The organism is Streptomyces sp. NPDC051684 (assembly GCF_044453445.1).
Classification (GTDB): Bacteria; Actinomycetota; Actinomycetes; order Streptomycetales; family Streptomycetaceae; genus Streptomyces.
In genome coordinates this window covers 14,260-38,090 of record NZ_JBITCS010000040.1, presented here as the reverse complement: position 1 = coordinate 38,090, position 23,831 = coordinate 14,260, and the positions used below count along the sequence as shown (strand labels likewise).

At 71.2% G+C, this 23,831-nt stretch carries 18 protein-coding genes and 3 pseudogenes; 11 read left to right on the top strand and 10 right to left on the bottom strand.

Annotation, left to right across the window (positions count from 1 at the left end):
* The first annotated feature begins 477 nt into the window (after window positions 1-477).
* The 5 genes from ACIA8D_RS34730 (at window position 478) to ACIA8D_RS34710 (ending at window position 5,322) form a co-directional block, all read left to right on the top strand.
* Complete coding sequence (locus ACIA8D_RS34730; RefSeq protein ID WP_399238231.1) at window positions 478-2,148, top strand: sulfite oxidase; 1,671 nt, start codon at window positions 478-480, stop codon at window positions 2,146-2,148.
* Between the two features lie 107 nt (window positions 2,149-2,255).
* The gene (locus ACIA8D_RS34725) at window positions 2,256-2,840 is read left to right on the top strand and encodes a sigma-70 family RNA polymerase sigma factor (RefSeq protein ID WP_399238230.1); all 585 of its coding nucleotides are present in this window, start codon (window positions 2,256-2,258) and stop codon (window positions 2,838-2,840) included.
* Complete coding sequence (locus ACIA8D_RS34720) at window positions 2,837-3,577, top strand: anti-sigma factor domain-containing protein (RefSeq protein WP_399238228.1); 741 nt, start codon at window positions 2,837-2,839, stop codon at window positions 3,575-3,577. The genes ACIA8D_RS34725 and ACIA8D_RS34720 overlap by 4 nt, the downstream gene beginning before the upstream one ends.
* A gap of 458 nt (window positions 3,578-4,035) precedes the next feature.
* A complete protein-coding gene (locus ACIA8D_RS34715; RefSeq protein WP_399238227.1) occupies window positions 4,036-4,536 on the top strand; it encodes a DUF4383 domain-containing protein in 501 nt (166 codons plus the stop codon).
* 135 nt (window positions 4,537-4,671) lie between these two features.
* Window positions 4,672-5,322, top strand: coding sequence for a fasciclin domain-containing protein (locus tag ACIA8D_RS34710; protein ID WP_399238226.1), 651 nt, complete (start codon window positions 4,672-4,674; stop codon window positions 5,320-5,322).
* 607 nt (window positions 5,323-5,929) lie between these two features.
* On the opposite strand, the gene ACIA8D_RS34705 is transcribed toward ACIA8D_RS34710, so the two are convergent.
* The 3 genes from ACIA8D_RS34705 to ACIA8D_RS34695 all read right to left on the bottom strand — a co-directional run bounded on the left by ACIA8D_RS34705 (window position 5,930) and on the right by ACIA8D_RS34695 (window position 7,723).
* Window positions 5,930-6,226 carry a chaplin gene (locus ACIA8D_RS34705; RefSeq protein WP_399238225.1) on the bottom strand — a complete coding sequence of 99 codons (297 nt, stop codon included), beginning with the start codon at window positions 6,224-6,226 and terminating at the stop codon, window positions 5,930-5,932.
* A 325-nt stretch (window positions 6,227-6,551) separates the two neighbouring features.
* Entirely contained in the window at window positions 6,552-7,019 is a 468-nt protein-coding gene (locus ACIA8D_RS34700; protein ID WP_399238224.1) for a DDE-type integrase/transposase/recombinase, read from the bottom strand.
* 83 nt (window positions 7,020-7,102) lie between these two features.
* The gene (locus ACIA8D_RS34695; RefSeq protein ID WP_399238223.1) at window positions 7,103-7,723 is read right to left on the bottom strand and encodes a YigZ family protein; all 621 of its coding nucleotides are present in this window, start codon (window positions 7,721-7,723) and stop codon (window positions 7,103-7,105) included.
* 124 nt (window positions 7,724-7,847) lie between these two features.
* Between ACIA8D_RS34695 and ACIA8D_RS34690 the strand changes: the two genes are divergently transcribed.
* Both ACIA8D_RS34690 and ACIA8D_RS34685 read left to right on the top strand, forming a co-directional pair.
* Window positions 7,848-9,818 (top strand): amino acid transporter, encoded by a 1,971-nt coding sequence (locus ACIA8D_RS34690; RefSeq protein WP_399238222.1) that lies wholly within the window; start codon window positions 7,848-7,850, stop codon window positions 9,816-9,818.
* Window positions 9,819-9,890: 72 nt separating this feature from the next.
* Window positions 9,891-10,298, top strand: a complete 408-nt coding sequence (locus ACIA8D_RS34685; protein WP_399238221.1) for a CoA-binding protein — start codon at window positions 9,891-9,893, stop codon at window positions 10,296-10,298.
* 16 nt (window positions 10,299-10,314) lie between these two features.
* On the opposite strand, the gene ACIA8D_RS34680 is transcribed toward ACIA8D_RS34685, so the two are convergent.
* Window positions 10,315-11,289 carry a TauD/TfdA dioxygenase family protein gene (locus tag ACIA8D_RS34680; protein ID WP_399238220.1) on the bottom strand — a complete coding sequence of 325 codons (975 nt, stop codon included), beginning with the start codon at window positions 11,287-11,289 and terminating at the stop codon, window positions 10,315-10,317.
* 215 nt (window positions 11,290-11,504) lie between these two features.
* Between ACIA8D_RS34680 and ACIA8D_RS34675 the strand changes: the two are divergent.
* The 4 genes and pseudogenes from ACIA8D_RS34675 (at window position 11,505) to ACIA8D_RS34660 (ending at window position 15,263) form a co-directional block, all read left to right on the top strand.
* Window positions 11,505-12,436, top strand: a pseudogene (locus ACIA8D_RS34675) (ABC transporter permease).
* A pseudogene (locus tag ACIA8D_RS34670) lies at window positions 12,433-13,041 on the top strand (hypothetical protein). Before ACIA8D_RS34675 ends, ACIA8D_RS34670 begins: the two co-directional pseudogenes overlap by 4 nt.
* Window positions 13,038-15,077 (top strand): annotated as a pseudogene (locus ACIA8D_RS34665) (dipeptide ABC transporter ATP-binding protein). Before ACIA8D_RS34670 ends, ACIA8D_RS34665 begins: the two co-directional pseudogenes overlap by 4 nt.
* 39 nt (window positions 15,078-15,116) lie before the next feature.
* The gene (locus ACIA8D_RS34660; RefSeq protein ID WP_399238218.1) at window positions 15,117-15,263 is read left to right on the top strand and encodes a hypothetical protein; all 147 of its coding nucleotides are present in this window, start codon (window positions 15,117-15,119) and stop codon (window positions 15,261-15,263) included.
* Window positions 15,264-15,269: 6 nt separating this feature from the next.
* On the opposite strand, the gene ACIA8D_RS34655 is transcribed toward ACIA8D_RS34660, so the two are convergent.
* From ACIA8D_RS34655 to ACIA8D_RS34630, 6 genes are read right to left on the bottom strand one after another with little or no spacing between them, the layout of a single operon-like run.
* Window positions 15,270-16,091, bottom strand: coding sequence for a class I SAM-dependent methyltransferase (locus ACIA8D_RS34655; protein ID WP_399238217.1), 822 nt, complete (start codon window positions 16,089-16,091; stop codon window positions 15,270-15,272).
* Window positions 16,092-16,112: 21 nt separating this feature from the next.
* The gene (locus ACIA8D_RS34650) at window positions 16,113-20,009 is read right to left on the bottom strand and encodes an amino acid adenylation domain-containing protein (RefSeq protein WP_399238216.1); all 3,897 of its coding nucleotides are present in this window, start codon (window positions 20,007-20,009) and stop codon (window positions 16,113-16,115) included.
* Complete coding sequence (locus ACIA8D_RS34645; RefSeq protein ID WP_399238215.1) at window positions 20,006-20,245, bottom strand: phosphopantetheine-binding protein; 240 nt, start codon at window positions 20,243-20,245, stop codon at window positions 20,006-20,008. Before ACIA8D_RS34645 ends, ACIA8D_RS34650 begins: the two co-directional genes overlap by 4 nt.
* A complete protein-coding gene (locus tag ACIA8D_RS34640) occupies window positions 20,242-20,883 on the bottom strand; it encodes an isochorismatase family protein (RefSeq protein WP_399238213.1) in 642 nt (213 codons plus the stop codon). Before ACIA8D_RS34640 ends, ACIA8D_RS34645 begins: the two co-directional genes overlap by 4 nt.
* Window positions 20,884-20,920: 37 nt before the next feature.
* A complete protein-coding gene (locus tag ACIA8D_RS34635; protein ID WP_399238212.1) occupies window positions 20,921-22,558 on the bottom strand; it encodes a (2,3-dihydroxybenzoyl)adenylate synthase in 1,638 nt (545 codons plus the stop codon).
* The gene (locus tag ACIA8D_RS34630) at window positions 22,555-23,745 is read right to left on the bottom strand and encodes an isochorismate synthase (RefSeq protein WP_399238211.1); all 1,191 of its coding nucleotides are present in this window, start codon (window positions 23,743-23,745) and stop codon (window positions 22,555-22,557) included. The genes ACIA8D_RS34635 and ACIA8D_RS34630 overlap by 4 nt, the downstream gene beginning before the upstream one ends.
* Window positions 23,746-23,831 lie beyond the last annotated feature (86 nt).

Here is a 23,831-nt window from a genome sequence, read left to right as displayed (position 1 = left end):
CCTCGCCTGTTTGTGCCTGCGGTGTCGTCCGGATGGCATGCAGGACCGCTGCGCGCAGGCGCACCGGCGGCACCGGCTCGACCGGGACACCGGTGCGCTGGAGCGGGGTGGGGGTCGGGCCGCACCACTGGGTGCGCCTGACAAGTGCCTGGAGAAAGGTGCACGGCGTCATGGCTTCTTCCCCTGGATGATCCACGATCACTTGGTCGGGCATGCCGGGCGTTGGGACGGTGTCCCACGAGGTGGTTGCCCGGGTGCTCCCCGGTAATCCGGGCGCCGGCTCCTTGCGGCTTGGTCACAGCGGAAGGATCACGCGTTCGCCCCGTCCTGCATCCCGCTGATCCGTGGAATGACAGCCCTCCAACGGCGCTGCCATCCGCCGCGCTGCCGGCGCGGCTGCTACTGGTGCAGGAAGCGCCTCCTCACTCGATGGCGTGAACGACCAATCCGCGTGCGGAGCAAGGACGGATCCCGAACATGGACGACGACGCTTCTCCCATGCCGCTGCGCGGCATCAAACGCCTCTCGCTGGGCGCGCTGAGCGGGCTGCTCGCCGGGTATGCGGCCATCGCGGTCGCCGAGCTGGTCTCCGCTGCGGTACGGCCCGAATCGGGTCCGGTCATCGCGGTGGGTGGTGCCGCGATCGACCGGACCCCGACCGCGGTGAAGGACTGGGCGATCCGGCAGTTCGGCACCAACGACAAGCTGGTGCTGCAGTTCGGCATTCTGGCCGTGTTGACCCTGCTCGCCCTGGCACTCGGGATGGTCGCGGCCCGCTGGCGGCTGATCGGCTCGCTCGGGGTCCTCGCCTTCGGGGTTGTCGGTGCCTTGGCCGCCACCGGCCGACCCGACTCGACCAGTGTCAGCGACGCGTTGCCTTCCGTCGTGGGCGCCGTGGTGGGCGCCGGCTTGCTGTACTGGCTGATCGGACGCCTGGGGCACTCCGGCCGACCGGTCCAGGAGCAGACCGCATCGAGCACAGTGCCCGACCCGGCGGGACCCGATACGCAGCCGGAGGACGATGCAGCCACACACACCGTCGACGATGACGGCTCCGGGTGGGATCGGCGCGGTTTCATCATCGCCGCCACAGCGGCGGCAGCGGCATCCACCGGCGCCGGCCTCGCGGGGCGCGCGCTCAACGGATCCCAGGGGCAGAGCGCTGTCGCCTCCCGCAAGGATGTCGTGCTTCCCGCCCCCTCGTCGAAGGCGGCCCCCACACCGCGCGGCGCCGCCCTGCGCATCAACGGCATCAGCCCGTTCATGACGCCCAATGACGACTTCTACCGTGTCGACACCGCCTTGGTCGTCCCGAAGGTAGACGCCACCACGTGGAAGCTGCGCATCCATGGCGAGGGGGTAGCCCGCGAACGGACCCTGTCTTTCGATGACTTGCTGAGGATGCCGTTGATCGAGCGGAACATCACCCTGACCTGTGTCTCCAACGAGGTCGGCGGGCCCTATGCCGGCAATGCCCGCTGGATCGGTGTGCGCCTGGCCGACCTGCTCCGGGAATGCGGGGTGCGGCCTCCGTCGAAGGGCGGGCCGGCCGACCAACTAGTGGCCCGCTCGGTCGACGGCATGACGATCGGCAGCCCGGTCGAGGACGTGATGGACGGACGGGACGCGATGCTTGCCGTCGGCATGAACGGCCAACCGCTGCCCTTCGTGCACGGCTTCCCCGTCCGCATGGTGGTCCCCGGCCTCTTCGGCTACGTGTCGGCCTGCAAATGGATCCAGGACATCGAACTCACCACGTTCGACGCCTACGACTCCTACTGGGTCAAGAGGGACTGGGCCCGGCGAGCCCCCATCAAGACCCAGTCCCGCATCGACACCCCCAAGCCCTTCGCCCGCCCTGCAGCAGGAACCGTCATGGTGGCCGGGGTGGCCTGGGCGCAGCACCGCGGCATCGACAAGGTCGAGGTCCGCGTCGACGACGGCCCGTGGCAGGAGGCCCGCCTCGCCACTGAGGACACCCGCGACACCTGGCGCCAGTGGTCCTACGAGTGGCAGGCCACCAAGGGCAGCCACACGCTCACGGTCCGGGCCACGGACCGCACGGGCGAGACCCAGACCGAGAAGCGCACCCCGACCGTCCCCGACGGGGCCTCCGGCTGGCATTCGGTCGTCGTCACCGTCGACTGAATCGGGCCGTGGAACCGGCACGCCTGCCGCGGTGACGGCCCGCTGTGCACTACTGGTGGCTCTGACCGAATCAGGCCGCTTGTTGTACGGCATCCGGAAGGCAGCAGATGAAGGAACCCGTCCCCGTCGGCTCCACGCCCTGCCCCGGCCCTGATCTGCCAGAGCTCATGGTCCAGGTCGTCCAAGGAGACGAAGAGGCCTTCTCGGCGGTGTACGACGCGGTGGCCGCACCGGTGTTCGGGCTGGTGTTCAGGATGCTGCGAGATCACGCCCAGTCCGAGGAAGTGGCCCAGGAAGTACTGATCGAACTCTGGCGCACGGCAGCCCACTACCGGCCGGAGAAGGGAACCGTCCTCAACTGGGTACTCACCCTGGCCCACCAGCGCACCGTGGACCGCATCCGCTCGGTCGAGGCGGCAACATCGCGCGAGCGCCGGGCGGCCCTGCTGGAGCGGATGCCGGAGTACGACGAGGTCAGCGAGCAGGTGGAGGGCCACTTCGAGCGGGAACAGCTGCGCCGCTGTCTGCGTTCCCTCAGTAAGATCCAGCGCCAGTCCGTGATGCTGGCCTACTACCAGGGCCTCACCTACAAGGAGGTCGCCGCGGCACTGTCCGCACCGTTGGGCACCATCAAGACACGGATGCGCGACGGACTCATCCGTCTTCGTGACTGCTTGGGGGTGAGGGCATGACCGCCATGGCTGACCCGCACACGCTGACCGGCGCCTACGCGCTGCACGCGCTGGAGGAGGACGAACGCGCCGCGTTCGAGAAGCACCTGGCCACCTGTCAGTCCTGCACCCAGGAAGTGCGGGAGCTTTCGGCCACGGCGGGACGGCTGGCACTGGCGGCCACGACGCCCGTGCCGCCCCACCTCAAAGCGCAGGTCCTGCGCCAGATCGGCGAGATCCGACAGGATCAGCCTGCGTCTGCCTCCCCAGTGCACACGGCACACCGGGGCCGGGGCATGCGCTGGGCCCTCGCCGCCTGCCTGGCCGGCGCCGCGGCACTGGGCGGCACCACCCTGTGGCAGCACCAGCAGGCCACCACAGCCCGCCAGGAAACCCAGGATGCCCGTCAGCAGGCAAGCCAGATCGCCGCGGTGCTCTCTGCCCCCGACGCCAAAGCAACCTCGGCGACAGTAGGCGGCGCGCACGGCTCGGTGGTCGTCTCCCATGACAGCGACAAGGCCGTCTTCATCGCCTCCGGCCTGGCAAAGCCGCCACAGGGCAAGGTCTACCAACTCTGGTTCGCCGACGGCGACCGCATGCGCCCAGCCGGCCTCCTGGACTCCACACGCAGCGACCAGAGCGTGCTCATGACCGGAACCGTCGGAAACGCCTCGGGCATGGGACTCACCGTCGAACCGGCCGGCGGGTCCCAGCAGCCCACGACATCCCCGCTCGCGCTCATGCAGCTTCCCGCCTGACCAAGACCACGCCGCGCCGCCTACGCGGATGCCCAGCCGGCGTTGCCAGGGCAATCGGCCGGGCGAGCGCCTGCCACACCGACCGGGGCCGGATGCTCACACAATGCGCGGTCATGATCAACGCCCCCTGTCAAGCTGGTGAACGGCCCGAGGACCGGGAAGGGCGCGGGCCACCGGGGAGCGGCGGTTCTTCGCGCCCGCGCACCAGGAGTTCGCCACTGCACGAGCAATCCTGATTGCTCTCCATGCGCAGATTTGCGAGATATGAGCAATCCGAGGCGGGCGATGTGCCGGATTACAGGTATAAGTGCACCCCGTTGGTGCGGCGCCGTTTCTGTCGGCACCGGTGGGCGCGAGGGCAGCAGGGACCGCGGCCCGGCCGGCCTTGGATCGCTCAAAGACCCGCACCAGGCTCTGTGCGCCGCAGTCGTTCCGTTCGGAGGCAAGGAGTTCCTGCCATGGCCACGCTGTCTGCCAAACCCCGCCCTCGGCCCCGTATGAAGCTTGACGAGCATCTGCCCGTCGATCACCGCCTGAGCCGGACATACCGGCTCAGCGCCGCGCTCATGGGACTCTTCCTGCTGGCCTTCGGCATCCTGGGCCTCGTCCACCGGATCGGATTCTTCGACACGGGCGCCGACACCGCCCTGGGCCTCAACACCAACGGTGCGCTCAGCGTCCTGTCCCTTGTGGTCGGCACCGTGCTCGTGGCGGCCGCCGTCCTCGGCGGAAACATTGCCTCCACCGTGAACATGGTCCTCGGCCTCGCCTTCCTAGTGGCCGGCTTCACGTTCCTGTTCGCGTTGGACAGCCGCTTCAACTTCCTCAACTTCCGTATGCAGAACGTCCTGTTCAGCTTCGGTGTCGGACTGCTGCTGATGACCGGCGGAATGTACGGACGAGTCAGCGGAAATCTGCCTCACGACAATCCCTACTGGCGCTCTCGGCACCCGCACTGACTCCGGCGTCCGGTCAACCGCGGGACCTCGGCGTCGCACTTTTCGGGGAAGCGACCAATCCATGGGCGCGAGCGCACCGGATTCCCGTCGATGGAGGCGGATGGCCTTCACAGTTGCACTCGTTGAGGGAATTTCATGCAGACTCGAGCCCGTCGCATTGCCGTTGCCGCCGCTGCCGCCGCCATGCTGCCGCTGGCACTGACCGCCTGCTCCGACAGCGAATCCAAGGACAAGGCCTCCGACAGCGCGTCGCCCGCCGCGTCGAAGAGCTCGGACACGGCCAGCCCCTCGGACGACATGGACACGATGAGCAAGCCCTTCGGTCCGGCCTGTTCGTCCGTACCCAAGGACGGCGCGGGTTCCTTCGACGGCATGGCCAAGGACCCCGTCGCCACCGCCGCCTCCAACAACCCGGCCCTGTCGACACTGGTGACCGCCGTGAAGAAGGCCGGCCTGGTGGACACGCTGAACAACGCGAAGAACATCACGGTGTTCGCCCCGACCAACGACGCCTTCGCCAAGATCCCGAAGGCCGACCTGAACAAGGTGCTGGCCGACAAGGCGCAGCTCACGAAGATCCTCACGAACCACGTGGTGGGCCAGAAGCTGGCGCCGAAGGACCTGGAGAAGGGCTCGTTCGACACGCTGGCGAAGACCAAGTTGACGACCGCCGGTTCCGGAGAGAACTACAAGGTCAACGACACCGCCAACGTGGTCTGCGGCAACGTGAAGACCGCCAACGCCAACGTCTACATCATCGACAGCGTCCTCATGCCCAAGAGCTGACACGACTGCGCACATGCTCGCCCGGGTGGTTCCTCGGCACCCGGGCGACGCAGGGGCGGAGACGGGCCGGGGAGGTTGCAGTGCCTTCCCGGAAGGTCGTGTCCACCGGACGGGAAAGGCGGTGGCCGGCTCAGCAGGGCCGCCGTTCCCGCCCGCCTCCACACGTCCGCCGGACAGTGCCAGGTCGCCGCACGGCATGGCCTTCAGTGTGCGCAGGCACCGAACTCCGCATGCCGCCCCCGGGCTTCGTACACATCCCGCGCGGCCGATTCCGGCCGAGTCAAGGAAACGCGGCGTGCTTCCGTGCGGGCCTGCTCCATCAGCCGCCTGAACTCGTACTCCGTCATGACACTCACCTCGCAACTGAATGTCTGTCACTGGTAATCCGACGCCAGACCTGTACCGGACGGGTCTTCACCGAAGCGAACGGCAATGAACCAGACGTCCATGGGGAAGAGCGGACTCCACAAGGCGCGAGGCGCAGAGCAAGGTCATCACCAGCACGCTGGCCGAAGACGCCTGATGCCGCCCTACAGCTCGTTAGGCGGCACCAGGCCGTCCGACATCACTCACACATCAACAGATGCGCTGTCCCCGGTCGCAAGGACTACTTCCATGCAGCCCACTGGCCACCGTGGTGCATGCCCCCGTGCCCCCAGCTGCCCGAGCCATTGGCGCAGCTGTTGCCGAAGGCCGGGTTGAGCAGACCGATGACACTGACGGTGTTGCCGCAGGCGTTGACCGGCACGTGCACGGGCACCTGAACGACGTTGCCGGACAGTACGCCGGGCGAGCCCACCGCAGCCCCCTGCGCACCGCTGTCCGCGGACGCGGCACCCGCCCCGGCGATCACCGCACCGCCGACCGCCACCAAAACCGCCGCGCTCTTCAGTACACGAGACATGAAAGCTCTCCTCACTCGCTGGCAGAGCCCCCGCCCAACGGACGGAAGCAAGGAACTTCCCGTTCCTCACTCGCAATCCGCAGCCCGGCAGGACACGGATTGGCGGGGAGGAGCAAGTTCACCCCCACGGTCTACTCCGCCCACTCATGTGCGATGCCGTATACCTGGACGGCAAAGCCCCAGGCCCGCGTCGTGCGGGCTTCACCGTCTCTGCGCCGCTGCTCAGTTCGGCCCGACGTCGGCCGGCACGGTGACCTTGTCCTCGCTGAATTTTGGGTCAGGCGGACTGCGGGGTTTGCTCCTGGCTGTGCCAGAAGGCTTCCTCTTACTCGGCCGGAGGCACGTAGTCGAGTGCGGAGTGGAGGCGTTCGTCGTTGTACCAGGTGCCCCGCTGGAAGATCGCCCGTTCGACCTGGGCGGGGTCCTTCCACGGGCCCTGCATCTCGATCAGCTCGGCCTTGAATGTGCCGTTCAGAGCCTCGGACATCGCGTTGTCGTAGCTGTCCGCGACCGAGCCGACGGATGCTGATGCGCCGATGTCGGTGAGCCGGTCGGTACAGCGAATGGATACGTACTGCGACTTGCGGTCGCTGTGGTGAATGAGGCCGGAGTCCTTCTTGATCCTCCGTCTCCACAGGGCCATCTCCAGCGCGTCCAGCGGGAGTTCGGTCCGCATGTGGTGGGCGACCTGCCGGCCGACGATCACCCGGGAGAACACGTCCAGAACGAACGCCCCGTACGCCCACCCCGACCGCCGCTGTCCACGGATGACGCCCACCGAGAATGTTCCCACGCCTCGGGGCTCCGCCCCGGACCCCGCGCCTCAATCGCCGGCGGGGCTTGAAATGCCCACCCGTCCGCAAGGGCTTGAGCGGGTCACCCGTACGCCTCTCCGCCCAAGTCGAACGTCGCCGTGCCCGCCGTCGCGTCCGCCAGCCAGGCGCGGAAGCGGGTCACGTCCGACTCCGGGAGGCCGATCTCGATGGTGACGGCCGCGCCGTACTGGACGTCCCGTACCTCGCAGCCCGTGGAGCGCAGGTCGTTCTCCATCTTGCCCGCACGCGCGTGGTCGACCGTCACGGTGGCGAGGCGGAAGCGGCGGCGCGTCACCGTGCCGAGCGCGTCGAGGGCCTCGCCCACCGCGCCTCCGTAGGCGCGGATGAGGCCGCCGGCGCCGAGCTTGACGCCGCCGAAGTAGCGGGTGACCACGGCGACGACGTACCGCATGTCGCGGCGCGTGAGCATCTGCAGCATCGGCACGCCCGCCGTGCCGCCCGGCTCGCCGTCGTCGCTCGCCTTCTGTACGGAGGCGTCGGCCCCGATGACGTAGGCGTAGCAGTTGTGGTTGGCCGAGGGGTGTTCCTTGCGGACGCGCGCGACGAAGGCCTGGGCCTCCTCCTCGGTCGCGGCGGGCGCGAGCGCGCACAGGAACCGGGAGCGGCTGATCTCTGTCTCGTGCACGCCCTCGTGGGCCACGGTGCGGTACTCGTCCTGCATCCGACCAGCGTATGCGCAGGTGGTACCGGGCTCGCCCCCGCCCGACGCACAGGTGACGATGTGATGGATACTCGCTCGTCGTCCCAGACAGTCGCCCGAGTCGTCCGACAGGAAGCACCCGCACATGACCGGCACCGAGGCCGAGAGCCCGGCCGCCCCCACAGCCACCACGAGCCGCTGGCGGTCCTGGCTACTGGAGGGACTCAGCGAGCAGACGGCCCGCCACCAGGGTCCGCACGGGCACGCCCCCGAGGAGCACAAGGGCCACAAGTGGTGGCGCGTGATGTGCCTGACGGGTGTGGACTACTTCTCCACGCTCGGCTACCAGCCGGGCATCGCGGCGCTCGCGGCAGGACTGCTGTCGCCGCTCGCGACGCTCGTGCTCATCGCGCTGACCCTGCTCGGCGCCCTGCCCGTGTACCGCAGGGTCGCGAAGGAGTCGCCGCACGGCGAAGGTTCCATCGCGATGCTGGAGCGGCTGCTGCCCTGGTGGGCGGGGAAGCTGTTCGTCCTCGTGCTGCTCGGCTTCGCCGCCACCGACTTCATGATCACGATGACGCTGTCGGCGGCGGACGCGGCGGCGCACGTCGTCGAGAACCCGTTCGCCCCCGCGGGTCTGCACGGCGAGAACACCTGGATCACGCTGGCGCTGCTCGCGGCGCTCGGCGCGGTCTTCCTCAAGGGGTTCCGGGAGGCGATCCGGGTCGCGGTGGTGCTCGTGGGCGCGTATCTGGCGCTGAACATCGTCGTACTCGTCACGGCGGCCGCCCATGTGTTCACCGAGCCGGTCAAGATCGGCAACTGGTGGGACGCGATGACGGCCGAGCACTCCTCGCCGTGGATGATGATCGGCGTCGCGCTCCTGGTGTTCCCGAAGCTGGCGCTCGGCATGTCCGGCTTCGAGACGGGCGTGGCCGTGATGCCGCAGGTCAAGGGCGACTCCACGGACACGTACGCGCGGCCCAAGGGCCGTATCCGCGACACCCGCAAGCTGCTCACGACGGCCGCGCTGATCATGAGCGGGTTCCTGCTCCTGTCGAGCCTCGCCACGACGATCCTGATCCCGCAGCACGAGTTCGAGAAGGGCGGTTCGGCGAACGGCCGCGCGCTCGCGTATCTGGCGCATGCCTATCTGGGCGAGGGCTTCGGGACCGTGTACGACGTCTCGACCATCTGCATCCTGTGGTTCGCCGGTGCCTCCGCGATGGCGGGACTGCTCAATCTGGTCCCCCGCTATCTCCCCCGCTACGGCATGGCGCCGGAGTGGACGCGGGCCGTGCGGCCCCTCGTGCTCACCTTCATGGCGGCCGCGGTCGCCATCACGCTCTGGTTCAACGCGAACGTCGACGACCAGTCCGGCGCGTACGCGACCGGCGTCCTGGTCCTGATGCTGTCCGCCTCCTTCGCCTCGACGGTCGCGGTGCACCGCCACGGGCACCGCAAGGCGACGATCGGCTTCGGCGCGATCACGGCGGTCTTCGCGTACACGCTGGTCACGAACGTGGTGGAGCGCCCCGACGGCATCAAGATCGCGCTGATCTTCATCGCGGCGATCCTCATCACGTCCTTCGCCTCCCGCGTCCACCGCGCCTTCGAACTGCGCGCCGGCGCGGTCACGTACGACGAGACGGCGCTGCGGCTCATCGACGAGGCCGCCGCCCGGGGCCCGCTGCGGATCATCGCGAACGAGCCGCACGAGGAGACGCGGGACGAGTACCGGATCAAGGAGAACTGCCAGCGCGCGGACACGCCCATGCCGGACGACGGCCGGGTGCTGTTCCTGGAGGTCTTCATCCAGGATTCCTCCGATTTCACCGAGGACCTGCTCGTGCACGGCGACGAGAAGCACGGGGTGCGGCGCCTGCGGGTGCGCGGTCCCGGCGTCCCCAACACGGCGGCCGCGATCCTGATGGACCTGCGCGACCGCACCGGCGGCGTCCCGCACGCCTACTTCAACTGGACCGAGGGCCATCCCCTCGGCCACCTGCTGCGTTTCCTGGTGTTCGGCGACGGCGAGGTCGCCCCGGTCACCCGCGAGGTGCTGCGCCGCGCGGAACCGGACCCGGAGCGCCGCCCGCGCGTGCACGTGGGCTGAGCCCCGCGGAATCCTCGCGCCGCGCGGGGAGTTGTTCCGTACGGATACCGGTTCCGCACCTCAGGAGGCCCCATGTACGGCGATCACGACACGGTCCGCAAGATCCTCACCGAGACCGGGGACACCTGGGCGGTGGTCGGCCTCTCCTCGAACCAGGCCCGCGCCGCGTACGGGGTCGCCGACGTCCTGCAGCGCTTCGGCAAGCGGATCGTGCCGGTGCACCCGAAGGCGGAGACCGTGCACGACGAGCAGGGCTACGCCTCGCTCGCGGACATCCCGTTCCCGGTCGACGTCGTCGACGTCTTCGTCAACAGCGACCTCGCGGGCCCGGTCGCCGACGAGGCCGCAGCGATCGGCGCCAAGGCGGTCTGGTTCCAGCTCGGCGTCGTCGACGAGGCGGCGTACGACCGGACGCGGGCCGCCGGAATCCCCATGGTCATGGACAAGTGCCCCGCCATCGAGATCCCCCGCCTCGGCTGACCCGCCGCGGCGGCGCTCACGCCGCCGCGTCTGTCCCGTCCGTCGAGGCGCCGGAGGCGATGCCGTATGCGGGGTCCGGTATCGAGGTGGGGGCCAGGAGGGTCGAGCGGCGGCCGTCCACGCCGATCGGCACGTCGCCGTCGATGGTGACGCGGCGCAGCGTGCGGGTGTGGGCGTCGGAGTCGTCGACGCCGTAGTGCTGGGTGGCCCGGTTGTCCCAGATGGCGACGTCGCCGGCGCGCCACTGCCAGCGCACCGTGTTCTCCGGCCGCTCGACGTGGGACTGGAGGATGCCGATCAGCGCGCGGGAGTCGCGGGCGTTGAAGCCGGTGAGCTTCTGCAGGAAGTTGCCGAGGATCAGGGTGCGTTCGCCGCTCTCCGGATGCACGCGCACGACGGGGTGCTCCGTCTGGAACGTGGTCGAGGTGAACACCTTGCGGTGCTGTTCCAGCGCCTTGGAGGGGGCTTCGGGGCGGGCCGCCGCGTAGTCGAAGTCGTTGGTGTGCACGCCACGCAGGCTGTCGGCCAACACCCGCAGGGGCTCCGGGAGTTCGGCGTAGGCGGCCGTCGTGTTGGACCACAGGGTGTTGCCGCCGTACGGCGGGACGACCTCGGCGCGCAGGATGGAGAAGGCCGGGTACGCGGGCACGAACGTGACGTCGGTGTGCCACTGGTTGGCGCGCCCGCCGTGCTCGTTGTCGATGCCGAGGGCGTAGCGGCCGTCGACGGACGGGACGGTCGGATGGGCGACCGGGGTGCCCAGGAGGCGGGCGAACGCCTCGTGGCTCGCGGCGTCGAGGTGGTGCTGATCGCGGAAGAAGACGACCTTGTGTTCCACGATGGCGGCGCGGACCGCGGCCACGGTGGCCTCGTCCAGGTCGCCGCCGAGGCGGACCCCGGAGACGACGGCGCCGAGCCGGCCGCCGACCTTCTCGACGGTGACCTCGGGGGCGGTGTGCGGGGTGGCTGCGGCGGGTGCGGTGGACGTCATGGAGGGACCCCTTCAGTGGGTGGGTGGATGGGTGGGTGTGCGGTTTCCGGCGGAACGGGCGGGTGCCACCGGCCATGAACAGGAGAATGTGCGGCCCTCCGAAAGCCGGTCAAGGGCCCGCCGGATCGCTTCACGACCCTGCAATGCGTGCGACACGTGTGCCCACATGCTGAACCGGCGGCGCTTCTCTCCGCGGCCCCGGAGGTGTCAAGAAGTTGCCTTCGTCACTCCTGGTGCTGCTGCTGGCCTCCTTCCTCGTCTTCGCCATCCTGCGCCTCGTCCCCGGCGACCCCGCCGAGGTGCTGCGGGACCCGACGCGAGCCCGGCCTCCGTCGCCGCCATCCGCGATCAACTCGGCCTGGAAGACCCGCTGTTCACGCAGTACGTCTCCTGGGTCGGCGACCTGCTGCGCGGCGACCCCGGGCCCTCGTACGCCATCGGCGGCGAGGTCTCCGACCTGATCGGCGACGGGCTCGGCGGCACCGTCGAACTCACCCTGGGCGCCCTCTTCCTCACCGTTGCGCTCGCCCTGCTGTTCGGCGTGCTCGGCGCGACCTCGCGGCGCGGGCCGGTGCGGGCGGCCGTCCGGGCCGTGACCACCGCGGCCCTCGCCGTACCGCCGTTCGTCACCGGCGTGCTGCTGGTTCTGGTCTTCGCGGTGGGGCTGCGCGTGCTGCCCGCCGGCGGCCGCATCGGCCTCTTCGACGCGCCCGACCTGGAGGTGCAGTATCTTCTGCTGCCCGCCCTGTGCCTCGCCCTGCCCAGCTCCGCCGTACTCGGCCGCTACCTCGGGGACGGCCTGGAGCGGGCGCTCGCCGAGGACTACGTCCGCACCGCCACCGCGGCCGGTGTGGCGCCGCGCAGACTGCTGTGGCGGCACGCGCTGCCCAACGCCCTGTCGCCCGTCGTCACCCTGCTCGGCATGCAGATCGGCCATCTCCTCGGCGGCGCCGTCCTGGTGGAGGCGATCTTCGCGTGGCCGGGGCTCGGCCAGCTCGCCGAACAGGCGCTGACCCGTCGCGACCACCCCGTCGTCCAGGACCTGCTGCTGTTCCTCGTGGCGGTCTTCGTCGTCGTGCAACTCCTCACCGACCTGCTGTACGCCCTGCTCGACCCGCGCATCCGGTGGGAGTGGCCGCTGCCATGACCACACTGTCCCCCGTCCTTGAGAAGAAGCCGCGCGTACGCAGACGGGTCTCCCCGCATCCGTACGTCGCCGCGCTCGCCTCCACCCGCGCCCGGATCGGTCTGACGCTGATCGGCCTGGTCGTCCTCGCCGGGCTGCTGGCGCCGCTGCTCGCCTCGCACGGCCCGACCGCGCAGAGCGGCCAGGCGCTCGCGGGCCCCGGCTCCCCGGGGCATCCGCTGGGCACCGACGACCTGGGGCGCGACCTGCTGAGCCGGGTGCTGTACGGCATCCGGACCGACCTCGGGGTGATCGCGCTCGCGGTGCCGCTGGGCGCGCTCCTCGGCTGTGCCGTCGCCCTGCTCGCGGCGGCGCACCCGGTGCTCGACACGGTGGTGCAGCGGGCCTTCGACCTGGCGCTCGCCTTTCCGGGGCTGATCCTCGCGGAGCTACCTCGGGGTCGGCGTCCGCCCGCCCGCGCCGACGCTCGGCGGCATCCTCAACCAGGCGCTGCCCTATCTCGCCCAGTCCCCTCCTTCGCGGCCGGGCCGCTGCTCGCCGTCACCTTCCTCGTCCTCGGCCTCTCCCTGCTGGCCGAGGCCCTGAACCGGGAGATCCGCCGATGACATCCCCGTCGACCTCCTCGCAGCCGCCGCCGCTGCTCGACGTACGCGGCCTCAGTGTCGACTTCCCCGCCCCGGACGGCAGGACCGTGCACGCCGTACGGGACGTGTCCTTCGCCCTGGGGCGCGGCGAGACCCTCGCCGTGGTCGGCGAGTCCGGCTCGGGCAAGTCGACGACCGCGCTCGCGCTGACCCGGATGCCGCCCGGCACGGGGCGGATCACGGCCGGTTCCGTACGCCTCGACGGCACCGAGCTGACCACCGCGGGCGAGGACGAGCTGCGGGCGGTGCGCGGCGCCCGGATCGGGATGGTCTTCCAGGACCCGATGACCTCGCTCAATCCGGTGCTGTCCGTGCGCGCCCAGCTCGACGACGTGCTGCGGGCGCACGGCGGCGGGGACCGCGCCGCACGCCGGGCCCGCGCGGAGGAACTCCTCGGCCTCGTCGGCATTCCGGACCCGCGGCGCCGTCTCGACGACCACCCGCACCAGTTCTCCGGCGGGCAGAGCCAGCGTGTCCTCATCGCGATGGCGCTGGCCAACGAGCCGGACGTACTCCTCGCCGACGAGCCGACCACGGCGCTCGACGCGACCGTGCAGGAACAGATCCTGGCCCTGGTGACCCGGCTCAACGAGGAGACCGGCACGGCCCTGGTCCTATCACCCACAACATGGGGGTCGTCGCGCGCACGTGCGAGCGGGTTCTGGTGATGTACGGGGGGTCGGTCGTCGAGGACGGGCCCACGGACCGGGTTCTCACCCGGGCCCGGCATCCGTACACCGGCGGGCTGCTCGCCGCCGTGCCGCGTCTTTCCGCGCCGTCCGGTACCCGGCTCGCCGGGATTCCGGGCGCGCCGCCCGACCTTTCGCTTCCGCCTGCGGGGTGCGCGTTCGCTGCGCGGTGCGGGTTCGCGGATCCGGGGTGCGAGGTGGGGCGGCCGGTGCTGGAGGCGGGGTCGGAGGGCCGGCATCGCGTGGCGTGCCGGCATCCGGACGAGGTGGTGGCCGGGGGTGAGGTGGAGGCGGATGTTCCCTCACGCCTCGGGGCTCCGCCCCGGACCCCGCTGCTCAATCGCCGCAGGGGCTTGACATACTCATCCGCCGCCGACGGCTCGAATTGCTCATCCGCCGCTGAGGGCGTGAATTACTCATCCGTCGCTGAGGACGTGAACTACGCATCCACCGCCGGGGGCCTGAATTACCCACCCACCGCTGAGAGTTCGAAGGGGCCCGACGATACCCCGGACAGGGTTCCGCTCCTCGCCGCCACCGGTCTCCGCAAGGAGTTCCGGGGGCGTGGGCGGGTCGGGCGGCGGCAGCCGATCGTTGCCGTCGATGACGTCTCGCTCCGTTTGCACGCGGGTGAGACCCTCGGCGTCGTCGGTGAGTCCGGTTCCGGGAAGTCCACGCTCGCGCGGCTGCTCGCCCACGCCCAGCCGGCCGACGCCGGCACCATCGCCCCGCGCGGCGAGGACGTCACCCGGCCCTCCCGCGATGTGCAGCTGGTGTTCCAGGACCCGTACGCCTCCCTCAACCCCCCGCATGACGGTCGGCGACATCATCGGCGAGCCGCTGCTCGTGCACGGGCTCCAGCCGGAGCGGGCGGCCCGCCGGGCCCGCGTCGTCGAACTCCTGGAGCTGGTCGGACTCGACACAGCGACCGCCGACCGGCTGCCGCGCGCGTTCTCCGGCGGCCAGCGCCAGCGCATCGGCATCGCCCGCGCCCTGGCCCCCGAGCCGTCCGTACTGATCTGCGACGAGCCGGTGTCCGCGCTCGACGTGTCGGTGCAGGCGCAGATCGTCAACCTGTTGTCCGACCTCCAGCGGGACCTCGGCCTCGCCCTGCTGTTCATCGCCCATGACCTGGCGGTCGTCCGGCAGGTCAGCCACCGGATCGCGGTCGTGCACCGGGGCCGGATCGTCGAGACCGGGCTCGCGGACGAAGTGTGCGAGCGGCCCCAGGACCCTTACACGCAGGCCCTGTTGGCGGCGGCGCCGGAGCCCGTCCAGATGGCGGCGCCGCGCGTTCCGGCCGCGTGACCGAGCCCCCTCCTTTCGACAAGGGACCGCAAGTCACCGGTGTCCTGGCCGCTGCACGAACGCCACGGTGTCTTCCGCTGCACCGGCGCTCTCCGCTCGGTCACGTACGAGCCGGGCGCGCCGGGTCCGGACTCCGGGCAGGCCGTGGCACGGGCACAGCGCGAGGCGGCAGCGGCGTTCGAGTAGGGGGCCCTATCGGCGGACGGCGAGGCGGAGTTCCGTCAGGTAGCGCTTGATGATCCGGCCGCCGTATCGCGTGTCGATGAGCGTGCCGATGCAGTCGAGCAGGCCCGCGCGGGCGGTCGGGTCGAGGGCGAGGGTGCCCGAGAACGTGCCGAGCAGGTCGAGGTAGTCCGCGGTCCCGTAGGTGATGTCGCGTTCGTAGCGATGGAAGACAGGTGACTCGAAGCGGTCCGCGCCGGGGAGCGCCGTGTTGCCCTGTTCGACGTTCCGGTTCGGCGACTCCTGGCTGTCGTGCGGGATGTTGGCGGCCGGGGTGAGGCGCAGGCCCGGCGGGGTCGTCGGATCGAAGCGCTCGTAGCAGCGCTGCACCTCGACGAAGAAGTCCTCGGTGCCGCCCGCGACATGGTGGGTCGAGACGGTGGCGAGCGTTCCGCCGGGGCGCAGCGCGTCCGCGCTCTTGGCGATGCGGACGGCGGGGTCGATCCAGTGGAAGGAGGTCGCGGCGAGGACGAGGTCGAAGGGCTCGGTCGGCAGCGGCCAGTCCTCGAAGGCCGCCACGTCGACGGTCGTGCCGGGGAGCTTGCGGCGGGCCACCGACGCCATCTCCGCGCCCAGCTCCACACCCACGACCCGGCAGCCCCGCTCGGCGAGCGGCACGGTCGCCTTCCCCGTGCCGCACCCGATCTCCAGGACACGGCACCCCGGCCCCGCCCCTGCATGCTCGGCGAGGTCGTCGAACATGGGGGGCGGGTAGCCGGGGCGGGCGCGGTCGTAGCGTTCGACGTCCTGGGTGAAGGTGCCGCGCAGGCGTTCGCGGTCGGTGTCGGTCACCCGCCGCACGGTACGCCTCCGTCAGGCGTCCAGCTCCTTCAATTGGGCCGCGAGGGCCTCGGCGATCCGTTCCACGTGCTCCTCCTTGAGCAACTCCGGGTGGGTGCACGGCAGATCGTGGTTGGTGATCCGGCCCGTGATGTGCGGGCGCCAGGCCTCCCGGGTCAGCCAGTCCTCGGGGCGCGGGGCGGCCGCCGTGAAGAACAGGACGTCGCCCTCGAAGCGTCGGTGCTCGTGCGCGCGCATCATGCGGGCGTGGTTCGGGACGATGTCGACGATCCGCGACAGCGTGCTGTCCTTGAGTCCGGCGAGCGGGCTGCCCGCCTTGCGCAGGGTGGCCAGGACGTCCTCGCGGGTCTCCTCGTCGGTGCGCTCGAAGCCTGCCATGCGCAGGACGGCCGTGAGGGCGTCGCCCTCCTCGCGGGCGGGGCGCTCGCGCCACTGCTCGGCGGGGAACGCGTCGAGCAGGGCGAGGAGTTCGACCCGTTCGCCGGCCTCCTGGAGCAGTACGGCGACGGTGTGCGCGAGGATGCCGCCGACGGACCAGCCGATGAGCCGGTAGGGGCCGTGCGGGCGGATCCGGCGGATCTCGTCGACGTAGTCCGCCGCCTGCTCCCACAGGGTGCCCGGCAGTGCGTCGTCCGAGGTCAATCCGCGCGCCTGGAGTCCGTGCACCGGCTGGTCCCGGTCGAGGCGCGCGGTCAGGCCCGCGTAGCACCAGGAGATGCCGCCCGCCGGGTGGATCGCGAAGAGCGGCGGGCGGGCGCCCTCGCGGCGCAGCGGCAGGACGACGCCGAGGGCGTCCGCGGAGACCGGTGACGCGTCGTCGATGCGGGCCGCGAGCGCCGCCGGTGTGGGCGATGCGAAGAGGGAGCCGATGGTCAGCTCAGCGCCCAGTTCCTCGCGGACCCGGTTGACCAGGCGCACCGCGAGCAGTGAGGTGCCGCCCAGGTCGAAGAAGGCATCGTCGGGGCCCGCGCCCTCGGCGCCGAGGACCTCGGCGAAGAGGCGGGTGAGCGTCTCCTCGCGCGGGGACGACGGGCGGCGGCCCGTTCCGCTTCCCTCGAACACGGGTGCCGGGAGTTCGCGGCGGTCCAGCTTGCCGTTGGGACTGAGCGGGAACACGTCGAGCGGCACGATCGCGGAGGGCACCATGTGCTCGGGCAGGGTGCGGGCGAGTGCGGCGCGGATCTCGGCGGGGTCGGGCGAGTCCCCGGTCACGTAGCCGACGAGACGGTCGTCGAGGACCAGGGCGCACGCGCCGTCGACGCCGCTCAACGCCCCCAACTCTGCCTCGATCTCGCCGAGTTCGATGCGCTGGCCGCGCAGTTTGACCTGGTGGTCGGTGCGGCCGAAGTACTCGACCTCGCCGCGTTCGGTCCAGCGCGCGAGGTCTCCGGTGCGGTACATGCGCAGACCCTCGTACGGCGTGAACGGGTCCGGCACGAAGCGCTCGCCCGTCAGCTCGGGACGGTTCAGGTAGCTGTCCGCCAGCTGGCGTCCCGCCAGGAACAGTTCGCCGGTCACGCCCGGAGGGCACGGCTGTCCGGCCGGGTCGAGGACGTACAGGCGGGTGTTCCAGACCGGGCGGCCGATGGGCACGGGTCCGCTCCCGGACGGTTCGCACGCGTGGTACGTGACGTCGACGGCGGCCTCCGTCGGGCCGTACAGGTTGTGCAGGGCCACGCCGGGGAGCGCCCGCGCGAAGGCGTTCGCCGTCTCGCGGGGCAGGGCCTCGCCGCTGCAGAAGACGCGGCGCAGCGCGCCCGCACAGGAGGCGGCGTCCGGTTCGGCGAGGAACACCTGGAGCATCGACGGCACGAAGTGGCAGGTGGTGACAGCCTGTTGGCGGATGATCCGGGCCAAGTAGGCCGGGTCCTTGTGGCCGCCCGGCTCGGCGACGACGAGCGTCGCGCCCTCGCGCAGCGGCCAGAAGAACTCCCACACCGACACGTCGAACGAGGACGGCGTCTTCTGCAGGACGACGTCGGCGGCCCCGATGCGGTACTCGTGCTGCATCCAGCGCAGCCGGTTGTCGATCGCGGAGTGCGGGACGACGACCCCCTTGGGCCGGCCGGTCGAGCCGGAGGTGTAGATGACGTACGCGGGGTGGGCGGGGGTGAGCGCACGGGCCGGGTCGACGGTGGCGTACGCGAAGAGGTCGAGCCCTTCGAGGACGACCAGGGGTGTGCCCGCGTCGGCGGGGAGGCGGTCCGCGACGTCGGTGACGGCGCAGACGGGCTCGGCGTCCCCGAGCATGTACGTGAGGCGCTGCTCCGGGTAGTCGGGGTCGAGCGGCAGATACGCGGCGCCGGACTTGAGGACGGCGAGGAGCGTCACGATCAGCTCGGCCGAGCGCGGGACGGAGACCGCGACGATGCGCCCGGGGGCGGCTCCCAGTGCTTGCAGGTGGCGTGCCAACTGGTTCGCCCGCGCGTTGAGTTGCGCGTAGGTGAGCACCGTGCCGTCGTACACGAGTGCCGTCGCGTCGGGGGTGCGGGCGGTCTGTGCCTCGATGGGGCCGATGAGGGTGGTGGGCGGCAGAGCCCGTTCGGTGCGGTTGAACTCGTCAAGAACGAGGGTGAGTTCGGCGGGCGTGGCGATGGTGTGCGTGGCGAGCGGGGCCCGCGGGTCGGTGTCGGCGAGCCGGCCGAGGAGGTCGAGGAACCGGGTCTGGTGCGCGGCCAGGTCCGCGTCCTCGTAGAGGGCCGGGTTGCCGTCGTGGTCGATGCGCAGGCCGCGGCCGTCGGCGCGGTCGTAGATGTTGACGGTGAGGTCGTCGACGGGGCCCGCCGACAGGTTGTGGGCGCGGGCCGGGGCGCCGGCGAACTCGGCTCCGTAGTCGAACGGCATGACGTTGACGAGCGGCCCGACCAGGCCGCGGCTCTCGCCGAGCAGACCGAGGTCGCGGCGGATGTCCTCGTAGCGGTAGCGCTGGTGGCGGCGCACGTCCCGGACGCCCAGGACCACTTGGCGTACGAGGTCCGCGAAGGTCGCCTCCGGGGTGACGGTCAGGCGCAGCGGCAGCACGTTCATCACCATGCCGGGCACGCGCAGCGCGACCGAGCCCATGCGGCCCATCATCGGCAGGCCGAGGACGACGTCCGCGCGGCCGGTGGCGCGGGAGGTGTAGAGGGCCTGCGCGGCGATGAGGACGTCGGGCCAGGTGGCGCGCGTGCTCGCGGCGAGTGCCTTGAGCCGCTCGGTCGTCTCCGGCGCGATCCGTGCCGTACGGCGGCGGAATGTGCGCGACGGGAGCGCGCCGCGTCCCGCGAGCCGGGGCGCCTCCGGACGGTCGGCGAAGGCCTCGCCCCAGTGCGCGCGGTCGGCGGCGAAGGCGTCGGACGCGCGGTACTCGGCGTCGACGGCCAGTAGGTCGGCGAGCGTCTCGAAGGCGCGGGATCCCGGATCCTCGCCGCGCACGAGGGCCGTGTAGATCGCGGCGGTCCTGCCGACGAGGAGGGCATAGCCGAAGCCGTCGATGACGATGTGGTGGATGCGCTGGTACCAGAGCCAGCGCCGCTCCCCCACGCGGAACAGGGCGTGCCCGAACAGCGGCCCCTCGGCCAGGTCGCAGGGTTCGGCGAGGTCGGTGCGCATCCACTCCAGCGCTTCCGCCTCGCTCAGGTCCTCGCGCACGGTGAGCGGCAACTCGACGCGCCCGCGCACCCGTTGACGCGGCCCGTCGGGGGTGTCCTCGACACGGACGCGCAGCGCGTCGGCCTCGGCGACGACCCGGCGCAGCGCATCGGCGAAGAGCGCCGGGTCGATGTCGCCGTCGATCTCCAGGTACTCGGCGGTGTTCTGCGCGGGGCTGAGCGGGTCGAGGGCCTGCGCGAACCACATGCCGGACTGGGCGGAGGTGAGCGGCAGCACGAGGTCACGGGCCCCGGCGGTCTCGCTGATCAGTGCGGTCATGAGGCGGCCACCCCCAGGATCTTCGCCCAGGCCTCGACGGCCGGCCGCTCGGCGAGGTCGACGAACGAGGCGTCCGCGCCGTGGTCCCTGCGCCAGCGTTCGAGCAGGGTCATGACGCGCACGGAGTCGAGCCCGTAGTCGACGAGGTTCTCGTCGAGGGGTATCTCGGCGGGGTCGTCCTCGCCCAGGCAGTCGGCGACGTCCTCGCGGATCTTCTGAACGGTGAGCGTGGTCATGCGGCCCGTACCTCCTCGATGAGCGTGTCGGTGGTGGTGACGACGGCGCAGCGGCCCGCGGCCCAGCGCAGCGCCATGTCGTGGTCCTCGCGGGTGAAGTCGGCGACGGCGTCGGCGACGACGAACGCCTGGATGTCCCGCATCCACGCGTCGGCGGCGCTGACCATCACCCCGATGTGCGCGTACACGCCGACGACGACGATCTGGTCGCGCCCCGACTCCCGCATCAGCTTCTCGAGTTGGGTGCGGACGAACGCGCTGTACTTCCACTTGGTGAGGACGGTGTCACCCTCCTCGGGTGCCACGGCCTCCGGCACGGCGAGGACGGCGGGGTCGTCGGCGACGCCGGGCCCCCAGAAGTCGAGCTGGAGCCCGCGCTCCTCGGGGGTCTGGCCGCCGCGCTGCGCGGAGTAGTACACGGGGATGCCGAGGCCGCGGCTCTCCTTGAGCAGCCGGGCGGTGTTGTCGAGCATGCCGGTCAACGGCTGTTCGTTCTGCGGGTACTTGGCGAGGAAGTGGTGCTGGAGGTCGTGCACGAGCAGCACGGCGCGGGCCGGGTCGACGGTCCAGGCGACACGGTTCGCGGGGAGCTCATCGGGGGCCGGGAGCGGGTAGGCGGCGATGGCGGGGAGTGCCACGGTGGGGGCCTTTCGGAGGATGCGGTGGGGGCGGCGCTCAGTGCCGCTCGGCGGCGGACCGCTGATGCTTCTTGCTGATCTTGCCGATGCCGGTCTGCGGGAAGGTGTCGACGAATTCGACGAGGTCGGGCACCTTGTACGCGGCCACGCCCCGCTCCCGCACGAACCGCTTCACGGCGACGGACCTCAGGGGCGCGGCGTCCGCGCGCAGGACGACGTAGGCGAGGGAGCGTTCGCCGAGGTACTCGTCGGGGACCCCGACGACGGAGACGTCGTGCACGTCGGGATGGGCGAGGAGGATGTTCTCGACCTCCTCCGGCGCGATCTTCTCGCCGCCCCGGTTGATCTGGTCCTTGGCCCGGCCCTCGACGACGAGGTGCCCGGTCGGGGTGCGGCGCACGATGTCGCCGGTGCGGTAGAAGCCGTCGGCGGTGAAGGAGCGGGCGTTGTGCTCGGGGGCGCGCCAGTAGCCGCGGATGGTGTACGGGCCGCGGGTAAGGAGATGCCCGAAGTCGCCGTCGGGGACGTCCTGGTCGGCGTCGTCGACGACGCGCACCTCGTCGTCCGGGGAGATGGGGCGGCCCTGGGTGGCGACGACCGTCTCGGGATCGTCGTCGAGCCGCGTGTAGTTGACGAGCCCCTCCGCCATGCCGAAGACCTGCATGAGGCGGCAGCCGAGGGCGGGTTCGAGGCGGCGTGCGGCCTGTTCGCTGTACTTGGCTCCGCCGACCAGGACCAGTTGCAGGCTCGACAGGTCGTGCGCGGTACCGGGCGCCGAGTCGGTCCAGACGAGGGCGAGCGGCGGGACGAGCCCGGTCATGGTGATCCGCTCGCTCGCGACGAGCGGGAACGCGGTCTCCGGATCGGGCGCCGGCGCGAGCACGACGGTGCCACCGGCGTACAGCACACCGAGCCAACCCGGACTGCTCATCGGGTAGTTGTGGGCGGCGGGCAGCACGACGAGGAACCGGGTGTCGGCGTCGACACCGCAGATCTCGTTCGATCCCCACAGCGAGTACAGGTAGTCGTCGTGGGTGCGCGGGATGAGCTTGGGCCGTCCGGTGGTGCCACCGGAGAGCTGAAGGAAGGCGAGTTGGTGCGGTTCGGGCCCGTCCAACTCGACACACTCAGAGGGCACTTCGGCCAACGAGGTGTGCTCGCCGGGATCGCCCCCGACCACGAACACATGCTTGAGCCCCGGGTTCTCGGCCCGGACCTTGCTCGCGAGCGCCCGGTGGTCGAAGCCCGCGTGCCGGTCGGGGATCACGTAGGCGACGGCCTCGGTGAAGGAGCAGAAGTACGCGATCTCGCTCTCGCGGTGCGCGGGCAGCGCGTACACGGGCAGCGCGCCGATGCGGAACAGGGCGAAGACGACCTCGACGAACTCGCCGACGTTCGGGAGCTGGACGACGACGCGGTCGCCCTTGCGGATGCCGCGCGCCACGAACCCGGCGGCCAACCGGTCGACTGAATGGTCGAGTTGACGGTAGGACCAGGTGCGTCTGGACGGGGCCGGGTCCACGAGGGCGATCCGGTCGGGGTGGGAGGCGGCGCGCTCGCGCAGCACCCCGCCGAAGGTCTCGCCGCGCCAGTACCCGGCGGCGCGGTACCGCTCGGCGTACTCGGCGGGCCAGGTGGGCGCGTCGAGGCCGGGAGCGAGGGGGCTGGTGCTCACAGGGCGGCTCCCACGGCGTTCAGGAAGGTACGGAACTTGGCGCCGGTCTCGGCGGTCTCGGCCTCGGGCGAGGATTCGGCGACAACGCCCGCGCCCGCGAACAGGCGCAGCAGCCGGCCCTCGGCCTCGGCGCAGCGGATGGTGACGACCCACTCGCCGTCACCGTCCGCGTTCTGCCAGCCGACCATGCCGGTGTAGGCGCCACGGTCGAACGGCTCCGATTCGGCGATGACCTGCCGCGCGAGGCCGGTCGGGGTGCCGCACACCGCCGGGGTGGGGTGCAGGGCGGAGGCGAGGTCGAGGGCGGTCGTGCGCCCGGGGTCCGCGAGTTCGCCGGTCACGGTGGTGGACAGGTGCCACATCGCGGCCGTGCGTACGAGGGTGGGTCGGACGGGGACGTCGATGGTCCGGCAGAAGGGAGCGAGGGCCGCGCGGACGGCGTCCACCACGACGGCGTGCTCGTGCAGATCCTTCGCCGACTCGAGGAGCGCGGCTGCACGGCGCACGTCCTCGGCGAGATCGGCGGAGCGCGGCGCGGATCCGGCCAGCGGGTTCGCGGTGAGGGTGGATCCGCAGCGGGACACGAGGAGTTCGGGGCTCGCGCCGATGAGCGTACGGCCGGGGGCGCTGGGCACCGCGAACGTGTATCCGGCCGGGTCGCGGCGGGCCAGGCGGCGCAGCATCGCGGGGAGGTCCGGGGTCTCGCGGGCGGTCAGTTCGAGGGTGCGGGCGAGGACGACCTTGTCGAACTCCCCGGCCTTCATCCGCTCGACGGCCGCGGCGACGGCGGCGCCGTACACCTCGGGTTCCGGGACCTCGCGCACGGACCACCGGGTGTCGGCGGCCGGCACGGCCAGCGCGATGAGCGGATCCTCCCGCAACGGCGGCGCCCAGCGCACGGACTGCGGCACGGCGAGGGCGGGCGCGGCGCCCGGATCGAAGGGCAGGGCGCCCATCACGACGGGATCCGGGTCACCGGCGCTGCGCCGGGCATCGAGGAGCGCCCGAACCCGCGGACTCAACGGGCCACTTCTGTGCGGGAGTTCAGCAATCGTGCCGTGCCCGAGAAGGGTGCGGTGAGGGGTGGCGAGGAAGCGGTCGGTGGGGGGCGCGTACTCCTCCAGCAGGGCGGTGGCTGATCCGGGCAGAACGAGCTCGGGCGCGCGGGTACTCGCAACCGTGGTCATGGGCGTCTCCAAAGTGTGGGCAAGTCAAGCCCCTGCGGCGATTGAGCAGCGGGGCCCGGGGCGGAGCCCCGCGTCCTGAGGACGGT

Coding starts and splice junctions, on each gene's coding strand:
- ACIA8D_RS34730 (WP_399238231.1), top strand. CDS start 478: ATGGACGACGACGCTTCTCCCATGCCGCTGCGCGGCATCAAACGCCTC.
- ACIA8D_RS34685 (WP_399238221.1), top strand. CDS start 9,891: ATGTACGGCGATCACGACACGGTCCGCAAGATCCTCACCGAGACCGGG.
- ACIA8D_RS34690 (WP_399238222.1), top strand. CDS start 7,848: ATGACCGGCACCGAGGCCGAGAGCCCGGCCGCCCCCACAGCCACCACG.
- ACIA8D_RS34725 (WP_399238230.1), top strand. CDS start 2,256: ATGAAGGAACCCGTCCCCGTCGGCTCCACGCCCTGCCCCGGCCCTGAT.
- ACIA8D_RS34695 (WP_399238223.1), bottom strand. CDS start 7,723: ATGCAGGACGAGTACCGCACCGTGGCCCACGAGGGCGTGCACGAGACA.
- ACIA8D_RS34645 (WP_399238215.1), bottom strand. CDS start 20,245: ATGACCACGCTCACCGTTCAGAAGATCCGCGAGGACGTCGCCGACTGC.
- ACIA8D_RS34650 (WP_399238216.1), bottom strand. CDS start 20,009: ATGACCGCACTGATCAGCGAGACCGCCGGGGCCCGTGACCTCGTGCTG.
- ACIA8D_RS34630 (WP_399238211.1), bottom strand. CDS start 23,745: ATGACCACGGTTGCGAGTACCCGCGCGCCCGAGCTCGTTCTGCCCGGA.
- ACIA8D_RS34715 (WP_399238227.1), top strand. CDS start 4,036: ATGGCCACGCTGTCTGCCAAACCCCGCCCTCGGCCCCGTATGAAGCTT.
- ACIA8D_RS34710 (WP_399238226.1), top strand. CDS start 4,672: ATGCAGACTCGAGCCCGTCGCATTGCCGTTGCCGCCGCTGCCGCCGCC.
- ACIA8D_RS34680 (WP_399238220.1), bottom strand. CDS start 11,289: ATGACGTCCACCGCACCCGCCGCAGCCACCCCGCACACCGCCCCCGAG.
- ACIA8D_RS34720 (WP_399238228.1), top strand. CDS start 2,837: ATGACCGCCATGGCTGACCCGCACACGCTGACCGGCGCCTACGCGCTG.
- ACIA8D_RS34705 (WP_399238225.1), bottom strand. CDS start 6,226: ATGTCTCGTGTACTGAAGAGCGCGGCGGTTTTGGTGGCGGTCGGCGGT.